The sequence below is a fragment of the Ureibacillus thermosphaericus genome, assembly GCF_002370195.2.
GTDB classification, from domain to species: domain Bacteria; phylum Bacillota; class Bacilli; order Bacillales_A; family Planococcaceae; genus Ureibacillus; species Ureibacillus thermosphaericus.
In genome coordinates this window covers 1,696,688-1,716,967 of the sequence record NZ_AP018335.1, presented here as the reverse complement: position 1 = coordinate 1,716,967, position 20,280 = coordinate 1,696,688, and the positions used below count along the sequence as shown (strand labels likewise).

Annotated in this window: 21 protein-coding genes; all 21 read right to left on the bottom strand. The window is 36.1% G+C overall.

The annotated features are described in order from the left end of the window. Positions 1 to 50: 50 nt before the first annotated feature. Positions 51 to 1,001: a flagellar basal body rod protein FlgG gene (gene flgG / locus UtA1_RS08235; RefSeq protein ID WP_096550663.1), complete on the bottom strand. Its 951-nt coding sequence runs from the start codon at positions 999 to 1,001 to the stop codon at positions 51 to 53. Between the two features lie 83 nt (positions 1,002 to 1,084). Further along, positions 1,085 to 1,456, bottom strand: a complete 372-nt coding sequence (locus tag UtA1_RS08230; protein WP_026018946.1) for a TIGR02530 family flagellar biosynthesis protein — start codon at positions 1,454 to 1,456, stop codon at positions 1,085 to 1,087. 13 nt (positions 1,457 to 1,469) lie between these two features. Then, complete coding sequence (flgD, locus tag UtA1_RS08225; RefSeq protein ID WP_096550662.1) at positions 1,470 to 2,129, bottom strand: flagellar hook assembly protein FlgD; 660 nt, start codon at positions 2,127 to 2,129, stop codon at positions 1,470 to 1,472. Between the two features lie 3 nt (positions 2,130 to 2,132). Further along, positions 2,133 to 3,389, bottom strand: a complete 1,257-nt coding sequence (locus UtA1_RS08220; RefSeq protein WP_096550661.1) for a flagellar hook-length control protein FliK — start codon at positions 3,387 to 3,389, stop codon at positions 2,133 to 2,135. Positions 3,390 to 3,404: 15 nt separating this feature from the next. Continuing rightward, on the bottom strand, positions 3,405 to 4,016 hold the full coding sequence (locus tag UtA1_RS08215; protein WP_096550660.1) for a MotE family protein: 612 nt from the start codon (positions 4,014 to 4,016) through the stop codon (positions 3,405 to 3,407). A gap of 4 nt (positions 4,017 to 4,020) precedes the next feature. Beyond that, positions 4,021 to 4,470, bottom strand: a complete 450-nt coding sequence (gene fliJ, locus UtA1_RS08210) for a flagellar export protein FliJ (protein WP_096550659.1) — start codon at positions 4,468 to 4,470, stop codon at positions 4,021 to 4,023. Then, a complete protein-coding gene (fliI, locus tag UtA1_RS08205; protein WP_096552460.1) occupies positions 4,470 to 5,792 on the bottom strand; it encodes a flagellar protein export ATPase FliI in 1,323 nt (440 codons plus the stop codon). The genes fliJ and fliI overlap by 1 nt, the downstream gene beginning before the upstream one ends. Before the next feature lie 5 nt (positions 5,793 to 5,797). Beyond that, positions 5,798 to 6,595 carry a flagellar assembly protein FliH gene (gene fliH / locus UtA1_RS08200; protein ID WP_331855299.1) on the bottom strand — a complete coding sequence of 266 codons (798 nt, stop codon included), beginning with the start codon at positions 6,593 to 6,595 and terminating at the stop codon, positions 5,798 to 5,800. Then, entirely contained in the window at positions 6,579 to 7,595 is a 1,017-nt protein-coding gene (gene fliG, locus UtA1_RS08195) for a flagellar motor switch protein FliG (RefSeq protein WP_096550657.1), read from the bottom strand. The genes fliH and fliG overlap by 17 nt, the downstream gene beginning before the upstream one ends. 18 nt (positions 7,596 to 7,613) lie before the next feature. Next, the gene (gene fliF / locus UtA1_RS08190; protein ID WP_096550656.1) at positions 7,614 to 9,212 is read right to left on the bottom strand and encodes a flagellar basal-body MS-ring/collar protein FliF; all 1,599 of its coding nucleotides are present in this window, start codon (positions 9,210 to 9,212) and stop codon (positions 7,614 to 7,616) included. A gap of 60 nt (positions 9,213 to 9,272) precedes the next feature. Further along, a complete protein-coding gene (gene fliE, locus UtA1_RS08185) occupies positions 9,273 to 9,542 on the bottom strand; it encodes a flagellar hook-basal body complex protein FliE (protein WP_408647339.1) in 270 nt (89 codons plus the stop codon). A 70-nt stretch (positions 9,543 to 9,612) separates the two neighbouring features. Beyond that, complete coding sequence (gene flgC, locus UtA1_RS08180; protein ID WP_096550654.1) at positions 9,613 to 10,068, bottom strand: flagellar basal body rod protein FlgC; 456 nt, start codon at positions 10,066 to 10,068, stop codon at positions 9,613 to 9,615. Between the two features lie 2 nt (positions 10,069 to 10,070). Then, entirely contained in the window at positions 10,071 to 10,463 is a 393-nt protein-coding gene (gene flgB, locus UtA1_RS08175) for a flagellar basal body rod protein FlgB (protein WP_026018944.1), read from the bottom strand. A gap of 397 nt (positions 10,464 to 10,860) precedes the next feature. After that, positions 10,861 to 11,640 (bottom strand): GTP-sensing pleiotropic transcriptional regulator CodY, encoded by a 780-nt coding sequence (codY, locus tag UtA1_RS08170; protein ID WP_016837419.1) that lies wholly within the window; start codon positions 11,638 to 11,640, stop codon positions 10,861 to 10,863. A gap of 78 nt (positions 11,641 to 11,718) precedes the next feature. Next, entirely contained in the window at positions 11,719 to 13,107 is a 1,389-nt protein-coding gene (gene hslU / locus UtA1_RS08165; RefSeq protein ID WP_016837420.1) for an ATP-dependent protease ATPase subunit HslU, read from the bottom strand. Further along, complete coding sequence (gene hslV / locus UtA1_RS08160) at positions 13,107 to 13,643, bottom strand: ATP-dependent protease subunit HslV (protein WP_040764442.1); 537 nt, start codon at positions 13,641 to 13,643, stop codon at positions 13,107 to 13,109. The genes hslU and hslV overlap by 1 nt, the downstream gene beginning before the upstream one ends. Positions 13,644 to 13,668: 25 nt before the next feature. After that, positions 13,669 to 14,568, bottom strand: a complete 900-nt coding sequence (gene xerC / locus UtA1_RS08155) for a tyrosine recombinase XerC (RefSeq protein ID WP_172597855.1) — start codon at positions 14,566 to 14,568, stop codon at positions 13,669 to 13,671. 280 nt (positions 14,569 to 14,848) lie between these two features. Beyond that, the gene (gene trmFO, locus UtA1_RS08150; RefSeq protein ID WP_096550653.1) at positions 14,849 to 16,162 is read right to left on the bottom strand and encodes an FADH(2)-oxidizing methylenetetrahydrofolate--tRNA-(uracil(54)-C(5))-methyltransferase TrmFO; all 1,314 of its coding nucleotides are present in this window, start codon (positions 16,160 to 16,162) and stop codon (positions 14,849 to 14,851) included. Positions 16,163 to 16,181: 19 nt separating this feature from the next. Then, positions 16,182 to 18,260, bottom strand: a complete 2,079-nt coding sequence (gene topA / locus UtA1_RS08145; protein ID WP_096550652.1) for a type I DNA topoisomerase — start codon at positions 18,258 to 18,260, stop codon at positions 16,182 to 16,184. Positions 18,261 to 18,368: 108 nt separating this feature from the next. Beyond that, on the bottom strand, positions 18,369 to 19,250 hold the full coding sequence (gene dprA / locus UtA1_RS08140; RefSeq protein ID WP_232019921.1) for a DNA-processing protein DprA: 882 nt from the start codon (positions 19,248 to 19,250) through the stop codon (positions 18,369 to 18,371). 120 nt (positions 19,251 to 19,370) lie between these two features. Continuing rightward, positions 19,371 to 20,273, bottom strand: a complete 903-nt coding sequence (sucD, locus tag UtA1_RS08135; RefSeq protein WP_016837427.1) for a succinate--CoA ligase subunit alpha — start codon at positions 20,271 to 20,273, stop codon at positions 19,371 to 19,373. Positions 20,274 to 20,280 lie beyond the last annotated feature (7 nt).

The window sequence follows — 20,280 nt, the reverse complement described above, 5'->3', positions numbered from 1 at the left end:
TTTCTTTAAAATAATCTAAAGACTAGTAAGTTAAAAGATTACTAGATTGATTATCGTTTTAAGTTCACTAATTCTTCTAAAATTTGATCGGAAGTTGTAATTACGCGAGTATTTGCTTGGAAACCGCGTTGTGCCACAATCATTTCCGTAAACTCTTCTGATAGGTCAACATTCGACATTTCAAGGAAACCAGATTCAATGGATCCTAATCCTGAAGCAGTCCCCACTTGTAAGAATACTTCTCCGGAGTTCGTTGTATCTGTATAGTAATTGCTTCCTACTTTTTGAAGACCTCCAACATTAGGGAATTTTGCTAATACAATTTGACCAGCCCATCTTAATTCTCCATCAGCATCTACAAATGTAATTGTTCCATCTTGACCAATACTCATTTCAGAAGCATCTGTTGGAATTCGAATTGGTTGATAAGATCCATCATCTGCTGGTGATGTCCAAGTATCTCCTGCTAAATTCCCTAGTTCTTCGTCAATTTCTATCTCATCCGGAGTTGGGAATTCATCATACCCTGCTTCTAAATCTCCTGCAGCATCAGGAGCAATACCTACTAAATATTTACCTTCTGCATTTACAAGGTATCCGTCTTTGTCCATGTAGAAGTTCCCAGCTCTTGTATATAAAACATTATTAAAGTTAGTACCAGCAACACCTTCAGCGTCATCTTTATTTGCTACCATAAAGAATCCTTCACCATCAATGGCTAAATCCAGTGTACGCGCAGTGGATTGTAGTGATCCAGTAGAATGAATGATATCGATAGCTGCCATTGTTGACCCTAAACCAACTTGTTTTGGGTTCACCCCACCAAGGGTTTGAGTTGGAGATGATGCACTACCTAAATTTTGAGATACCATATCTTTAAAAATTGTACGGCTTTTCTTGAAACCGTGAGTGTTCACATTTGAAATATTATTACCGATAACATCTAGTTTTGTTTGATGATTTCTTAAACCTGAAATTGCAGAGTACATTGAACGTATCATACGTCTAATTCTCCTTTCGAATAATAGAAAGATATTGTTTGCTTCTGTCAGTCCGCAAACGAGGCATCCTACAAGGTCCTGCCTTATAATACAATAGTGCCATCAATATTTGTAAATAATTGTTCTTTTGCTTCATCTCTCTCCATTGCTGTAATGACTGTTCCATTTTTAGCGCTCACGATTAACGCAGCTTGATCCATTAATACGAGTGGTTGTTTAATCCCTTTCGAACGAGCTTCAATTACTTTGTCCGTAATTTTTTCCCACTCTTCTTCTGAAATTTGAATATTTCGTTCCCGAATTCTTTCATTAGCATGTTTGCTTATTTTCAGTTCATTTTTCGCTTGTTCAAAATGCTCAATGAAGCTTGTCGTCTTTTTTTCTGTTGTTGGTTTCGAGCTATGTTTTAGATGAATCGGTTGTAATGGTACGTGCTGAAATTGTATTCGATGCATGGATTCACCAACCTTATTCACTGACAATTTCAAATTGCTCTTTCTTTAACCGAACTTGGTTATCTAAAATATATTCAATTGTTTGATTGTTTGTTGTCACAGCTTCGATGATTCCTTGAACAAACTCACCGTTTTCATTTTGGTATTTGACAGTTTTTCCAATAAGTTTACTTACCTCTACTAGAGGATTTTCAACTACAGGTTTTTCGCTATTCTTTTTTAAAATAGAAGAAATATTGCCTACAGTAATTTCTTTTCCATCATCTAATATAAACAATGGCATGCCGTTTTTAAATTTTATTTCAACGATCACCCCTTGGCCTTCGTTAATCATCGGCTTTCCTTTTTCATCCAATTTATCGGTAATTTCATGCCATTTTACTTCTTGCCCTATGAAAGATGTGTATGCCATCAATTGTGTTTGCAATTGTGATTCGAGCAAATCCTCCATTGCTTTCGTCATGTTCTGCATTTGTTCTAATGTTGAAAACTGAGCCATTTGAGCAATGAATTCTTTATCTTCTACTGGATTAGTTGGATCTTGATGCTGCAACTGAGTGATTAGAATTTTTAGAAAATCATCTTTACCAAGGATAGAGTTTCCTGTACGTTTTTCTACTTTTTTATTGTTAGATAAATAGTAATCATTTGTGATTTTTGACATTTCTGCCATATGCTACACTTCCTCATTTACTAAAAATTCTTTAAAAGACAGTTTTTCATCATCTTGCTGCTCTTCTGAATCTTTATCATTTTCTTCAGACTGTTGCTGACCTTTAAACATATTGTTAAATAAATTTTGGTCACGTAAATCCGTCTCTTGTAAACTTTGTTGAATATCGATTCGATCAAGTTGAATGTTTTGTTGAACAAACGCTTGCTTTAATTGATGAATTTGACTATCCAGTAATTCTTTTCCAAGTGCAGTTGAAGCAAGCAATCTAGCAGAAATCACACCTTCTCTTTGTACTAATTCGATTCGAATAGATCCTAAATGTTCAGGATAAAGTTTTAATAATAATTTCGTTGTTCCTTGAGAATTGGATATTTGGCTACGTTGTAATATCGATTCAATTTGTTTTACTAATGATTCAGCCTGTGATCCATTATTTGTATTTGGCAAAGTAATCGTAATTGTTTTCGTTTCCGAATTTTGATGTAAAGAAATATTGGAAGTTGTATGAGCGTTAGAATCAACTTCTGTTTTTACCTGTTTAACTACGACTTGCTGGAAATTTTCTAATGAAAATTTGCCAGTTGATGTTGTCATTTCCTTTATAATTGTTTTTTCAATATTCAGTAAGAACGTTTTTAAGTTAGAAATCTGTTCTTGTTGTTCTAATTTTAATTGAGACTGTTCGCCAACTAATTGGGCTAATTTTATTACTTGCAAAAATTTCACTACATCTCTTTGTAATCTATTCTCTTCGCCAAATAAAATTGAAGTCATTTTGTCCAACAATTGCGACTCAACGTTGGCGTTTAAAGACTGCTGTTCATGATTTACGAGATGAATGAAATCCCAAATATTATCGATGCGAACTTCTTCTCCCAAAAGCTCTTGAGCAATTTCATTTAGTTGCTCAGTATTCATATTTAATAGTGTTAAAATGTCATCGATGTTTGACATTAATTCTTCTATTGTAATTACTTGCTCTTCTTCACCTTGGGAGAGTATAATCAATCCTTCATCGTTAGGAATTTCGAGTAAATCAAATATGTCTTCTACGGAATCAGCTTTTAATAGTGGTTGAATTTCTTTTTCTACCGTTTCCATAATTTCGGATGACATTTTCTCTTCACTTTGAACAACCTTAGTAAAAACATCACCAAACTTACTAAAACCTTCTTTGTTTTTGAAAACATTTTGCTGTCCTTTTATGGATCCTAACGATTGGGATTGAGATATAATAAATGGCATTCCTATACTCATTCTTTCACCTCCTTTCTAGTTGGTATTTGATTCTTTGTTTTTAGATAATAATTCTGTATATCTTGCAGCCTCTTTCGGATCCATTTTGGCTAAAACTTGAGAAAGTGTATCTGGCTTCAAATTCGATAATATTTCCAACGCTTGTTCATCTTTCATTTCTACAATGATTGGTGCAACTGCTTTAGCCGACATTTTTTCATAAGTGTTAACAATTTCTTTCAAATCTTTTTTTGATTCTTGTTTACCAGCTTCTAATTCTTCAATTCTTTTACGCAATTCTTTCTGTATTGCTATATGATTTTCGTTCTCAGCTAAAGCAGTATCCAATTCGCTTTGTAATTTTTCAATTTGCGCATCTTTTTCTTGAATTTGCGCTTGTAATTCAACAATTTTATTGTCCATATCAATAGCGCTGGCAGGTGTTTCTTCGTCAGTACGAGGCAACATTTCAGAAGCCTTTTCGAAGATGTTCGTATTTGTAAATTGAGCAACGACGAGCAAAATGGCTATAACGAATAGCAGCGGAATAATCACCCAAGCGAAGAATTTTTGAAAAAATCCTGGTGATTTTTTTTCCATAAAATCTTCAGTATAATCATTTTTCAGCTTTTTGTTCACTTTCACCATAAAATCACCTAAATATCTTCTTGTTGTACATAAGTGAGGAAATCTCATCCAAGTGTTGAGCCTCTAGGCGATTTTGTTCCTCTTGAAATGCGCTATAATCCTTCTCTCGCATTTTTTCATACTTACGTACTTCCAAGTTTTTTTCTACTAATTTGTGTTCATACCATTGCATTTTTACACGTGCTTGTTTTACTTTTTGTTGTACTTCATCAATGGTATGTTCCAAACTATCAATAAACTTTGCAAAATGGTGGATTTCATCAATCGTTAGTCCATTTTTTAACCGCTCATTTTGATATTCAATTAAGTTTTCTTTTTTCTTTAACAATTCATATAATTGTGTCGCTACTTTTTCGAAAGATCGAACCGCTTCTTTGTAAGCCATTTCTGTTTGCTGTTTTTCTTGTTCGCGAATTGTTAATAGTTTTTCAAATCGATACGTATATTGAACCATTATTTGCCACCGCCATTCGCTAAAGCAATTAGTTCATTAACACTTTCTTCAAGGGTTACTTTTTCTTTAAATCCTTGTTTTAAAAATTGAGTAATAAGGGGTTCATAATAAATCGCTTCGTCAATTTCTTTCGACGTTCCTTTTTTATAAGCCCCAATGTTTATTAAATCTTCTGATTTTGCGTATGTATAATACAATTCTCTAATTCTCTCAGCAGCTTTTACATGTTCTTCAGAAGAAATATGATTCATTAAACGGCTGACACTTTTTAGTACGTTAATAGCCGGATATTGTCCTTTATTTGCTAAGGTGCGGTCTAATACGATATGTCCATCTAAAATACCTCGAACTGCATCTGCAATTGGTTCATTCATATCATCCCCATCAACAAGCACCGTATAAAAGGCCGTTATACTCCCTTTCATGCTTGTCCCGGTTCTTTCTAACAATTTCGGTAATATAGAAAAGACTGATGGCGTATAACCTTTTTGAGCAGGCGGTTCACCTGTTGCTAATCCAATCTCCCGTTGTGCCATTGCAACACGAGTAACAGAATCCATCATTAACATGACATTTAAACCTCGTTCTCGGAAATACTCAGCAATGGCTGTCGCAGTAAAAGCACCTTTTATCCTCATTAATGCAGGCTGATCACCTGTAGCTGCAATCACGATGGATCGTTTTAATCCTTCTTCACCTAAATCCCGTTCGATAAACTCCCTCACTTCTCTGCCGCGCTCACCAATAAGAGCTATCACATTTAAATCTGCTCTTGTGTTACGTGCAATCATGCCGAGAAGAGTACTTTTACCCACACCAGAACCTGCAAAAATACCAACCCTTTGTCCGCTTCCTACCGTCAACATCGCATCAATGGCTTTTACTCCCACTTCCAATTGCCGATCAATGGGCGGACGATGCAAAGGATTTGGAGGTTCGTTTTCTGTAGGTACCGAAACTAATCCTCTCGGAAGAGAAGTCCCATCAAAAGGGTTGCCTAGCGAATCTAGTACTTTTCCAATTAATTCTGGACCGACTTTAACTTCTAATGGACTCCCTGTTCCTTCCACTAAACAGCCAATAGAAATTTCTCGTACGGAAGTAAAAGGCATTAACATAACATACTCATCTTTAAAGCCTACTACTTCCGCTAAAATTACTTCGTGCCCTTTTTTCGTACGAACATGAATTTTGCATACGTCATTGATGGAACATTCTGGACCTTGAGATTCTATCAATAGTCCAACAACTCTCGTAACTTTTCCATATTTTTTGAACGTGTTGATGGCAGGTATATTGTTGACCAAGTCAGCCGCTTTCATCGGAATCAATCCTTACTCTCCAAAATTTCACTAAGCTTTAAGCGCAATTCTTTCAATTGTTCATCAATTGATAATACGATGCGCCCATGATTTGTTTCAATGTAGCTATCTGTATCGTTCAAATCTTCATTTACAAAGATTAAGAACGGAACATCCGGCGGGAACATTGCTGCTAGTTCATCTCGATTTTCAGTTACCAACTTGTAATATACTGGTGATAAATATAGTTTAATTTCTTTGCTTTCTTGCGCTTCTTTTAAACCTCTTCGAACTATGGATAAAAATAACGCTTCATCTTTTTCTAGCGATGCACCAATAATTTTTTCCGCTGATTTAATCGCCAAATCTAAAATAACATGTTCCTGCTCCTCAACATATTTCATTCCATTGATGCGAGCATTCTCAACTGTTTCATTCGCTAGTTTTAACGCATTTTCCATATCTGCAGTCGCTTTCTGAATTCCTTCTTCATAACCTTGTTGAAAGCCTTCATCATATGCTTCTTTTTGAAGAATGAGCTTTTCCTCTTGCCATTGCTGTCTTAATTTCTCGATTTCTTCTAGTTTCGCTTGGCAATACAATTCAAATTCTTCCCGCTTTGAAGAGATTTCTAGATTTGCTTCTTCCAGAATGCGATCTCGCTCTTTGTACACCACGTCTAATGTGATTGAATGCTCCTCTTCTCCTATATCCTGGGTAGAATCAAACTGTTTCGCAAAAAGATTTCGAATTTCAATGTGAACCGGCCCATTTTGCTTTTTAATTGCCTCGCTCGAACGGATTAACTTAGACAATGACGTCATCTCCTCCACCTCGAGCTATAATAATTTCTCCAGCTTCTTCTAATCGACGAATGATAGCAACAATTCTCATTTGTGCTTCTTCTACATCACGTAGGCGTACAGGTCCCATAATTTCCATCTCTTCTTTAAATGTATCCGCCATTCGTTGTGACATATTGCGGAAAATAATTTCTTTTACCTCATCACTACATACTTTCATTGCGAGCAGCAAGTCTTCATTTTCACAATCTCGAATAACTCGTTGAATTGAACGATTATCGAGAGTCACAATATCTTCAAATACAAACATGCGTTTTTTGATTTCTTCTGCCAACTCTGGATCTTGAATTTCAAGCGCATCGAGTATTGTTTTTTCTGTTTGGCGATCCACACCGTTTAATACTTCTACTACAGCATCGATGCCGCCAGTTTCCGTATAATCTTGCGTAAAAGTGGATGACAATTTTCTTTCCAATACCGATTCAATTTCACTAATGACTTCTGGTGAAGTCGATTCCATAGTGGCAATTCTTCTTGCGATATCCGCTTGCACTTCTTGTGGTAATGAAGATAAGATAACACCAGCTTGCTGCGGATCTAAATATGACAAAATTAACGCAATTGTTTGCGGATGCTCATTTTGTATAAAATTTAAGATTTGTGATGGATCAGCTTTTCTAGCAAAGTCGAAAGGTCGAACTTGCAAGGAAGATGTTAAACGATTGATAATATTTTGTGCCTGTTCAGGACCTAACGCCTTTTCTAATATTGTTTTTGCGTAGCCGATACCACCTTGCGAGATATAATCTTGAGCTAGAGCAATGTTATGAAATTCTTCGATAATCTGTTCTTTCACTTCAGGTTCAACTTTTTTCACTGCTGAAATTTCTAATGTAAGTCGTTCAATTTCCTCTTCAGATAAATGTTTATAAACATTTGCGGAAACTTCTGGTCCTAAAGAAATTAACAGCAGTGCAGCTTTTTGTTTTCCTGTTAAAAATTTCTTTTCTTTTTTAGACACAGTCGAACCTCCTATCCATTAATCTTCAGCTATCCAGCTCCGCAATAATTTTGCAAAATCTTCCGGTTTTTCTTTTGCCATTTTTTCTAATTGCTTGCGACGAACTGTAGATTCTGTTTCTTTTTCTTGATTAATATCTTCCACAAGCAACTCTTCTTGTTCTTCAATAATTTCCATAGCTTCTTCTTCCGCTTTTCGCTTTTTCGAACGCAAGATGTAAACAATAAGAAGAAGAATTGCAGCAACTAAAATTCCACCAACAACCCAAATCCACCATGGAATCACTGGTGTTTCTTCGATATTTTCTACGTCATTGCCATAGAATTGTTGAACAGAAACAACAATTTTGTTTTCAATTTCTTCATCTGTTAATTCTCCAGCAGCTTCTTTATCAATTGAAGTTCGGACAATAGTTGCTAAAATTTGTTCAATATCTTCCACAACTGTAGCTGAAAGGGATGTTGGATCTTCAGGAACAGGTGGCTCAACCATGACTTGAATACCAATATCGCGAATTTTGTACGGGCTTTCTTGGATTACACGGTTAATGCGATTTACATCATTATTAATTGTTTCTTCAATTCGTTCGTAATCACCATTGCCATTTAAAGCTTCTTGATATCCGGTTGCATTATCAGTCGGATCGCCCATCTCCGTTGGACCTGTTGCGCCATTCATACCTGTATATGTTTCAGTAATGCGTTGGGCACTGATTTCAATGCCTTCCATATTCTCCTCATCTACAGGTTTTACTAATTTCTCCTCACGATTTTCTTTCTTAAAATCGATATCTGTAGTGACTGATACAACAACTTTGTTTTGTCCCATTAAGGTTCCAAGCATTTTTTGAACTTGACGTTCAAGATCACGTTCAATCGTTTTCTTTACATTCATTTGACCTTCTACAGAGTCGATTGAACCACTTCCAGCTATAGCGGATTCTAAATCGTAATATTCAGAATACTGATTAGATATTGTAATATTGTCTGTGCTTAAATTAGGAACACTTTTCGATACAAGGTTATATAATGTTTTAATTTGGTCATCAGTGAACTTATGACCTGGTTCAGTATGTAATACGACAGCAGCAGAAGCGTTTTGATTCTCCGCATTCTGATTAATGAATACACCTTTTTCTGGCATAGAAATCATAACTTTTGCATCTTTTACCCCATCGATTTTCTTTATGAGGTTTTCAAGTTCTGTTTCTAGGGCTTTATGCTTGATGACGTTAAATTCATTATCCGTCATACCAAAGCCAGCATTTTCTGTGAAGAAGGTTGTACTAATTCCTCCAGTTTCAGGGTATCCTTGTGCGGCTAAGGAAACTTTGATGGAATCAACTTGCTTTTCTGGAACTAAAATGTTCGTTCCACCTGGAGCAATTTCATATGTAACACCTTGAGAGCTTAATACTTCCGCAATCTCCCCAGTTTCCTTTGCTGATAATTCTGTGAAAAGGGGAACCATGTTTGTTCGAGTAGTAAAATATGTAATAATAGCCGCTATCGCTATAACCCCTACGAAGGTTCCAATTATTGCACCTTTCTGCTTCTTTGTCCGACTTTTCCAAAAATTAATGGAATCGGTTTTTAATTTATTAAGTCGATTATTCATTACAAATCCTCCGGTACTAGTGAATACACTAACACTTTATATTCCGTGCGTAACCGTAGATTATACAGTCATTCGCATAACTTCTTGATAAGCTTCAATTACTTTATTGCGAATTTCAACCGTAGCATTTAATGTAATGCTCGCCTTTTGTGCTGCAATCATTACATCATGCAACTCAACGTTTTCTCCATGAATCAACTTATTTGTTAATTCATCTGATTGAACTTGGTAATCATTTACTTTGTCAATCGCTTCTTTTAATGTATTGGCAAAACTTTTTTGCGCTTCAAATGGCGTTTGTTGATTGGATATCGCTCTATTACCATTCACATTTTGAAGTGGAATAGATAAGTTTACTTGGTTTATTGCCACATCAATTCACCCCTCTCATTGTTCACCCTTATTTACCTATTTCTAAAGCCTTTGTTAACATCGCTTTACTTGCATTTAAAACGGTTATATTTGCTTCGTATGAACGAGTAGCAGAGATCAAATCGACCATTTCTTTTAACACATCGACATTAGGCATTTGTACATATCCATCCTCGTTTGCATCTGGATGGCTTGGATCATATACGAGTTTGAACGGCGTTTCATTATCCTCATTTATTGTTGTTACTTTTACTCCATTGCCTACGCCATTGCTCTTCCCTACTGCTTTATTTAAAAAGGATGAAAATGTACCTTCATTTGCAGTCAGTGTCACCGTTTTCCGACGGTACGGCTCCCATTCACCATTCACTTGTCTAGCACGAGTTGTATCAACATTCGCTATATTTGAGGAAATGACATCCATTCGTAAGCGTTGAGCAGTTAAAGCTGATGTTGTTGTATTGATGCTAGAAAAGATTGACATTACTATTTCCCTCCTTTAATGACTGTATTTAATGTATTGAATTTACCGTTAATGCGATCAATCAAAGCATTGTAGTAAATCGTATTTTTCGCTAATTCTGCTTGTTCTTTATCCATATCTACACCGTTGCCGTTATGGCGATATTGAAAGTTTTCATAACTATAAACAACATGGGTAGATTGTTCAAAACTAAAATCATAATGTCTCTTATCTGATTTGTTCGCCCTAAGTTGTTTTTCATTTTCATCATTCAATAGTTTTTTAAATTTGACATCTTTTGCCTTGTAATTAGGCGTATCGACATTTGCAATGTTATGTGCAATAGTCTTATTTTTTAGCGATGCGTATTTTAAACCATGCTCTAAGTTACTTATTGTTCCTCCAAACAAGTTCAAACCGTTCACCTCGTTCTATTTCATTACAAAAATGACAAATTTCTTACTCAACACTAGTATTTATTGTAAATAAGATAATTCACAGTGTCTATCGTCTTTTGGCACTTTTTCATAGTCTATCTGAATCAATTTTTCATGCCATTTTTTTTAAAAGTTCACATTTCGATAACAAAAGTTTCAATTCGACAAATTTTTTGACTTTGCAATTCCCAAAAGTTACTATCAGCTATCACTTAATTGATAAAAAAGTACTACAATTATATAAAACTATTCCCTTAATGAAATTATTAAAAGGAAAATAAAAAGGTCTCATTAATAATGAGACCTTTTTAATAGTTGTAGTTATTACACAACAATATTGTTATGAATTCATTATTCTAGTATAGGAAGAACTTGCTTATTTCATTTTAATTTCAGCTAAAGCCGTCAAAAACTTATCATTTAATACTTTAATATATGTTCCTTTCATGCCGAGAGATCTTGATTCAATTACTCCTGCAGACTCAAGTTTACGTAATGCGTTAACGATTACTGAACGCGTAATACCAACACGATCAGCAATTTTAGATGCAACGAGTAAACCTTCATTTCCATCTAGTTCCTCAAAAATATGTTCAATTGCTTCTAATTCACTATAAGAAAGGGAGTTGATAGCCATTTGCACGACTGCTTTACTGCGAGCTTCTTCCTCAATTTCTTCAGCTTTTTCACGCAAAATTTCCATGCCGACTACCGTCGCACCATACTCTGCTAAAATTAAATCATCGTCACCGAATCGTTCCTCTAAACGCCCTAAAATCAACGTACCTAAACGTTCACCACCGCCGATAATAGGCACAATTGTCGTTAAACCATTTTTGAAAATATCGCGGTTTTCAATAGGGAAAATTGTATAATCACTATTGATATCAATATTTGAAGATGTTTCATTGATGTCTTTCAGACTATTTGTATATTCTTCAGGGAATTGACGTTCTTCTAACATTTTTTTCATTCTGTCATTCTCGATTTTTTGATGAATGGAAATCCCCAATAATTTCCCTTTTCGACTAACAATAAATACATTACTATCAATCGTTTCACCTAATGTATCTGCCATCTCTTTGAAATTAACTGGTTTTCCAGCTGTTTTTTGCAACAATGCGTTAATTTTTCTAGTTTTTGTTAATAAATCCATATTAATTGCCTCCTAGGGTTACATTGTTCAATTATTATCGTAGAAAATGCTTTATACTTATTTGCTAAAGTATTCATGTTAAAGGATAAATTGTGACAAATCCTTGTTCTTTGAAATTTCACCAAGTTTTTTGTCTACATATGAACGAGTGATTTGAATATGTGTTGGAGCAATTTCAGGTGCTTCGTAAGATAACTCCTCCAATAATCGCTCCATAATCGTATGCAATCTACGTGCACCAATATTATCCGTTTCTTGATTTACTTCCGTTGCAATTTCCGCAATGCGTTCAATTGCATCATCAGAAAAATCAATAGATACGCCTTCAGTTTCAAGCAAGGCTCTATATTGTAAAATAAGAGATTGATCAGGTTCTTTTAGAATCCGAACAAAGTCTTCTTTTGTTAACTTATCCAACTCTACTCGAATCGGGAAACGACCTTGTAACTCTGGAATTAAATCACTCGGCTTCGACATATGGAAAGCTCCTGCAGCAATAAAGAGCATATAATCCGTTTTAACAGGTCCATATTTTGTCGTCACTGTTGATCCTTCTACAATTGGGAGAATATCTCTTTGTACTCCTTCACGCGAAACATCCGCAGACGAATGCTGACCTCTGCTTGCAATTTTATCAATTTCGTCGATAAAGATTATTCCAGATTGTTCTGCACGTTTAATCGCTTCTTGCGCTAGCTCTTCGGAATCGATTAATTTGTTCGCCTCTTCGATTGCTAATACCCGACGAGCATCTTTCACTTTCATGCGACGCTTTTTCGTTTTTTTCGGCACAAGACTTGATAACATATCTTGCATACCGCTAGAGCCTAGTTCAGGCATTCCCGGAATCATCATGTCTAGAAATGCTGTATTTTGTTCAGTCACTTCTACAGTTACCCATTCGTCTTCCAGTTTACCTGCTAATAAGTCTTCCTTTACTTTAGAACGTTTTAATCGAATTTCAGTTTCTTCTTGAGAATCCGTTTGGCTTTCCGTTTTTTGTCCACCAAATAAAAGTTCAAATGGATTTTGCGTCATTTTTGACTTAGATTTAGAAGGAACAAGCAATTTTACTAACACTTCATTAGCCTGTTGTTCTGCTTGATCTTTAACTTTTTCCATCATCTCTTCTTTCACAAGTCTTCTGGAAGCTTCAACAAGATCCCGAACCATCGATTCCACATCTCGGCCAACATAGCCCACTTCGGTAAACTTTGTTGCTTCAACTTTGACAAACGGAGCATTTGTTAACTTAGCTATTCTTCTTGCTATTTCCGTTTTACCGACACCGGTAGGACCAATCATCAATATATTTTTTGGAATCACTTCACTTTTTAGTTCATCGCTAAGAAGCGATCTCCGGTATCTATTTCTTAATGCAATCGCTACTGCCCGTTTTGCAGCATCTTGACCAACAATATATCGGTTTAATTGTTCTACAATTTGTCTTGGCGTAAGTGTCGTCATCAGTTTAGCGCCTCCACAATAATGTTATGATTTGTATAAACGCAAATATCGGCTGCAATTGTTAGGGCCGCCTTTGCAATTTCTTCCGCTGTCATATGCTGCCCCGCATGTTGCTTTAAAGCTCTCCCTGCTGCAAGAGCATAGTTTCCTCCAGAGCCGATTGCAAGTATTCCATCATCTGGCTCAATTACTTCGCCGGTACCAGAAATAAGAAGCAACGTGTTTTTGTCCATGACAAGTAATAGCGCCTCTAATTGTCGGAGCATCTTATCTCCACGCCATTGTTTCGCTACTTCAACAGCTGCTCGTTGCAGATTGCCGCTATATTCATTCAATTTGGATTCAAACATTTCAAACAGCGTAAACGCATCAGCAACAGAACCCGCAAATCCCGCTAATACTTGCCCGTTAAATAATTTTCTCACTTTTCTAGCTGTATGCTTCATAACGACGGAATTCCCTAATGTAACTTGCCCATCTCCTGCCATTGCACATTTGCCATTATGATGAATGGCAAAAATCGTAGTAGCGTGCATTTCCAATTTTTATTCCTCCCTACCATTATGCTCTTGGATGCGACTTCATATAAGTACTTCGAAGGTGTTCCTTCGTCACGTGTGTATAAATTTGAGTGGAGGATAAATTCGCATGTCCTAGCAATTCTTGAACTGTACGTAAATCTGCCCCATTATTCAATAAATGCGTCGCAAAGGTATGTCTTAACATGTGAGGATAAATTTTCGTATGCATACAAGCATTTTGAATCATTTCATTTAAAATATAATGGACACCACGAGCAGTAAGTTCGCCTCCACGCATATTCACGAATAACCTGTTGTGCTTATTATTTTTCATAATCAATGGTCTTGCTTCATTGATATATTTTATTAAAGCATCATGAGCATATTGCCCAAATGGAACAATTCTTTCTTTCCTCCCTTTTCCCATCACCCGAAGAATGGAATAATGAAAATCGATATCGTCTAATTCAATCGATGTACACTCACTTACACGAATTCCTGTAGCATATAGTAATTCAAGTAGCGCCATATTGCGTAGTGATTTTAAATCGTCGCCTGCATTTGCTTCAAATAACTGTGCAAGTTCATCTTCATAAAAAAAATTGGGTAGTAATTTTTCTTTTTTCGGATGATATAAAGATAGAAAAGGCGAAAGGTCAATCCCATAATCTCGATTTAGAAAACGAAAAAATGTGCGAATGGAGGAAATTTTTCTAGAAACTGTTGTACGAGACAGTTTTTCTTCATATAGTTTGGTCACAAACAACCTTGCATGTATATACTCCACTTCGCGTAAATCGTCAACTCCTTCTGCTCTTAAAAAGGTAAGGAATTGGGTAATGTCTCGTTCATATTCCTTTACCGTATGAACAGAAAAATTTTTTTCCAATTGAATTACTCGGAGAAACTCATCCAAAGCTTTTGTTGGTTGAATATTCAACTTGGGTCACCTCTATTTCGAAGTACCATGAAGAAAATTGCGGCATTTAGGGCATATTTTTCGTCATTTCTTTATTGGAACACATACAGTGAAAACATCCATTCTCGACTGTATACCGAACTTCGAGATATATCAAGCAAAAAATCAGTAATTTTGTAAAAAATCAGTTTACCTTCACAAATTGTTAAAAATTTAACCTTTTTTATCCACGTTTATTCAAAGATGATGACATAAATAATAGCCTCTAAACATTATATCAACATTTAGAGGCTAAAATCAATTATATAGTTTGAGTATTCATAAAATTCCGAATTGTTTCAATTGCTCGCTCAGCATGTTTTAATGCTCGTTCTTGCTTAGATTTTATTCGTTCACCTAATTCCGGGAAGATACCAAAGTTAACGTTCATCGGTTGGAAGTTGTTTGGATCTGCTTCAGTAATATAGCGGGCCATGCTACCTAACGCCGTTTCAATTGGGAATTCAATCGGTTCTTTCCCAAGTGCCAAGCGGGCTGCATTCACTCCCGCAATAAGTCCGCTACCAGCCGATTCAACATAGCCTTCCACTCCCGTCATTTGACCAGCAAAGAATAAATTAGAACGAGATTTCAATTGATAAGTTTTCTTTAATACTTTTGGTGAATTAATGAATGTGTTACGATGCATTACCCCGTAGCGTACAATCTCTACATTCTCTAAACCAGGAATTAATCGAAATACTTCTTTTTGCGCTCCCCATTTTAAATGAGTTTGGAATCCAACAATGTTATATAATGTGCCAGCTGCATTGTCTTGTCGTAGTTGTACAACCGCATATGGACGTTCGCCAGTTCTTGGATCTTCCAATCCGACTGGTTTTAAAGGACCAAATAATAATGTTTGCGGTCCACGCTTTGCCATCACTTCAATCGGCATACAACCTTCAAAGTAAATTTCCTTTTCAAATTCTTTCAATTCGACTACTTCTGCATTTACTAAAGCATCATAAAATCGTTCAAACTCTTCCTTTGTCATTGGACAGTTTAAATATGCAGCTTCTCCTTTATCATAACGTGATTTTAAATACACTTTATCCATATTGATGCTATCTTTTTCAACAATTGGGGCAGCAGCATCATAGAAGTAGAGATAATCTTCACCTGTCAATTGTTGAATTTTCTTAGCCAAAGTTTCAGAAGTTAATGGTCCAGTTGCGATTACCGTAATGCCTTCAGGTATTTCCGTTACTTCTTCATTAACTACTTCAACAAGAGGATGATTTTTTAATTGTTCTGTAATAAATCCAGAAAATTCATGGCGATCGACTGCGAGAGCGCCTCCTGCTGGAAGGCTAGCCTGGTCAGCAGCTTTAATAACTAATGAGTTCATCATTCTCATTTCTTCTTTTATTACTCCAACTGCGTTTGTAAGCGCATTCGCTCGCAATGAGTTGGAACAAACTAATTCTGCAAATTTGTCTGTATGATGAGCTGGTGTTTGTTTTACAGGTCTCATTTCATAAAGTTTTACTTTTACACCACGGCTTGCAATCTGCCATGCCGCTTCGCTTCCTGCTAGTCCTGCACCAATTACATTTACTACTTGTTCTGTCATAATTATCATCTTCCTAACTTCATTGTGTTGGTTGTTCTTCGTAGTCACAATTTGTACATTGTACTTGAATACCTTTTTTCACTTTTTTCTCAACTAATAATGAACTACATTTTGGACAAGGTCTGCTGATCGGTTTATCCCATGAGACAAAATCGCATTCAGGATAATTTTCACAACCGTAAAAAATGCGTTTCGTTTTACTTTTTCTCTCCACAATTTCTCCAGTTTTACATTTTGGACATGTTACGCCGATTGGTTTTGTAATCGTCTTTGTATTTCGACATTCTGGGAAATTGGAACATGCCATGAATTTTCCATAACGGCCTAATTTAAATACCATTGGTGCTCCGCATTTTTCACAATCTTCTCCAGCAGGCTCATCTTTAATTTCGATTTTTTCAATCGCTTCATCAGCATGCTTTACATTTTTTTCAAATTCTTTATAGAAATTATCGATAATTTGAATCCAATCAGTTTTTCCTTCTTCAATTTTATCTAAATCAGCTTCCATTTTCGCGGTAAATTCAATATCGATAATTTCCGGGAAAAACTCCATCATCAATGAATGGACAATTTCTCCAAGCTCCGTCGGGACAAAACGTTTATTATCAAGTTGCACATAACCACGTCTTTGGATGACGTCCACAGTCGGAGCATAGGTGGATGGTCTTCCTATTCCAAGTTCCTCCAATTCTTTCACAAGTCTGGCTTCCGTATAGCGTGGAGGTGGTTGTGTAAAGTGTTGCTTTGGAATGATTTCAACTGATTTGATTTTGTCTCCAACGTGCAACTCTGGAAGTATTTTGGTTGTTTCTTCCGTTTGATCGTCAGTTCCTTCAATGTATACTTTCATAAATCCTGAAAATTTCAGTTGAGATCCATTTGCTCGGAAAATACAGCCAGAATTTTTTAATTCTACAGATACTGTATCTAGAATAGCTGGAGCCATCTGACTTGCTACAAATCGGTCCCAAATGAGACGATACAGACGCAATTGATCACGAGTTAATACATCTTTCAATTGGTCTGGTGTTCTTAACACGCTTGTTGGTCGAATCGCTTCGTGAGCATCTTGAGCATTTGTTTGTTTTTTCGCCTTCGGAATTTCTTCAGAGACATATTCTTTGCCATATTTATCGTGAATATATTGAATTGCTTCTGCTTTTGCAGCATCCGAAATACGTGTGGAATCGGTACGCATATACGTAATTAAACCGATCGTACCCTCATCTTTACCAATATCAATACCCTCGTAAAGTTGCTGAGCAATCATCATTGTTTTCTTTGCTCGGAAGTTCAATTTTCGCGCCGCTTCTTGTTGAAGTGATGAAGTTGTAAACGCTGGAGCAGGATTTCTTTTTCTCTCTTTCTTTGTCACATTTACAACTTCAAATTCGGATCCCTCTATTTTTTTTAAAATTTCTTCCACTTGTTGTTGATTTGTGAGCTTTACTTTTTCCTTTTCATCTCCATAGTAAAGCGCTTCAAATTGCTTTTTATTCTTTTCAAATTTTCCTTCAATTGTCCAGTATTCTTCTGGAACGAAATGTTTAATTTCATTTTCTCTATCGATAATCAACCGCATTGCAACGGACTGAACACGTCCTGCGGATAATCCTTTTTTCACTTTTCGCCACAAAATTGGGCTTATGTTATAACCAACAAGCCTGTCTAATACTCTGCGAGCCTGTTGAGCATCCACAAGATGCTTATTAATTGGACGCGGATATTTAAAAGATTCTAACACCGCATCTTTTGTAATCTCGTTAAATACTACTCGACAATCGCTTTCAGTATCGATATTTAAAGCTTTTGCTAAATGATATGCGATCGCTTCTCCTTCGCGGTCAGGGTCGGCTGCAAGATACACTTTTTTTGCCTTTTTCGCAGCTGTTTTTAACTCTTGTAATATAGGCCCTTTTCCACGAATGGTGATATATTTAGGTTTATAATTATCTTCCGTATCAATCCCCATTTGGCTCTTCGGAAGATCAATTACATGTCCAATGGATGCTTTTACTTTATATTTTTTTCCTAAATATCGTTCAATGGTTTTCGCTTTCGCTGGTGATTCTACTATCACTAAATAGTCTGCCATCTTCAACTTCCTCCTCACTAGAGGCACCTTTATATATTTTTAAAGAAATTCCTGTTGCAAAATGTATAACAGTTTGACTAATAATGCAACTTTTTTTCAATATATTTCCTAAAAAAACAAATTTAATTCATCTAAAATTTGTTGACCGTTCCATACAGGAATTGCTCCTTCTCTTAACAATCGATTCGTTCCCTCTGAAAGTTTTGAATCAATAGGGCCTGGTACTACAAATATATCTTTTCCATGTTCTAAAGCATGATCTGTCGTAATTAACGTACCGCTTTTCACCGCAGCTTCTGTTACTACAATCGCTTCACTAATACCACTTATAATACGATTCCTGAGTGGAAAATGCCACCTTTTGGGACCAACATAGGGTGGAAATTCCGTTACCAATAAGTGTTGATTAGCCATTATCGTCGCTAATTTCTTATTTTCTTTAGGATAAATATGAAATAATCCATTCCCTAATATACCAATCGTTTTCCCGCCGTATCGAATAGTTGCCTCATGAGCCATTCTATCTGCACCTTTTGCCAATCCACTAACGACAACTATATCCTTTTCAATTAAAGGTGGAACAATCGACTCCAGCGCTTTCACAGTATATTGTGTAGCCATTCTAGAACCGATAATAGCAATTTTTCTTCTAGTTAATAAAGATAGATCCCCTTTCGCATAAAGCACAGTAGGTGAATCGACTAATGTAAGTAAAGATAGGGGATAATTTGGATCGGTATAAGGAATTACATGTATTCCTTCATGATTATATGCATCAAGCAAATTTTTCTTTAACATTCTCTTATAATTAGTTAGGATTTTTTCTGCTTTTTCCGATGAAATTTGGAGAATGGACGTTAATTTTGTAGGCGATAAAAATTGCAGTTCATGAAGGGAGGAAATTTCATCTAATAATTTGTGAAATTGATTTAGTGGAAGTGGGTAAACATAGTGGAAGGTAATCAACTCATCAATTGAAAATGAGCTCACATTACCCCTCCTATAGTAGAACATATCCTTTTCGTGACCGCACAAAGAATTGTCCAAAAAATATTATAAAATAAAGAAATGAAAAAGTGTAACGCAAATAGATGCGCTACACTCTTTATATTAATGGGTTTTACATTTTTCGTATAGCCCTTTTTCTTTTAATACTTTAATTAATGTTTCACCAATTACAGACGGTGTTGGAGCGATTTCAATTCCCGCATCATTCATCGCCTTAACTTTTTCCGCTGCTGTACCTTTACCGCCAGAAATAATCGCACCAGCATGTCCCATTCGTTTTCCTGGAGGTGCTGTTTGACCTGCGATAAATCCTACAACCGGTTTTTTCATATTTTCTTTAATCCATGCTGCTGCTTCTTCTTCAGCTGTACCACCAATTTCACCAATCATCACAACTGCGTATGTTTCCGGATCTTCATTGAATTCTTTTAATACATCTACAAAGTTTGTACCGTTAACTGGGTCACCGCCAATTCCCACAGCAGTTGTTTGGCCAATACCAGCATCTGATAATTGAAGTACTGCTTCATATGTTAAAGTACCAGAGCGGGATACTAAACCAACATGACCTTTTTTCAAAATATATCCAGGCATAATACCGATTTTACATTCTTCAGCTGTCACGAGTCCAGGGCAGTTTGGACCTAGTAAGCGCGTTTTCTTCCCTTCCATAAAACGCTTAACTTTCACCATGTCTAATACTGGAATATGTTCCGTAATACAGCATGTAAATTCTAATTCAGCTTCTACCGCTTCCATAATCGCATCAGCAGCAAATGGCGCCGGTACGAAAATAACAGAAGCATTCGCTCCTGTAGCTGCTTTTGCCTCAGCTACCGTATTAAATACAGGTACTCCTTCGATTACTTGTCCACCTTTACCAGGTGTTACCCCTGCTACGATTTTTGTACCGTACTCCAACATTTGTTTTGTATGGAATAAAGCTGTTTCACCAGTAATACCTTGAACAATTACTTTCGTATCTTTATTTACATAAATCGCCATTGTTCTC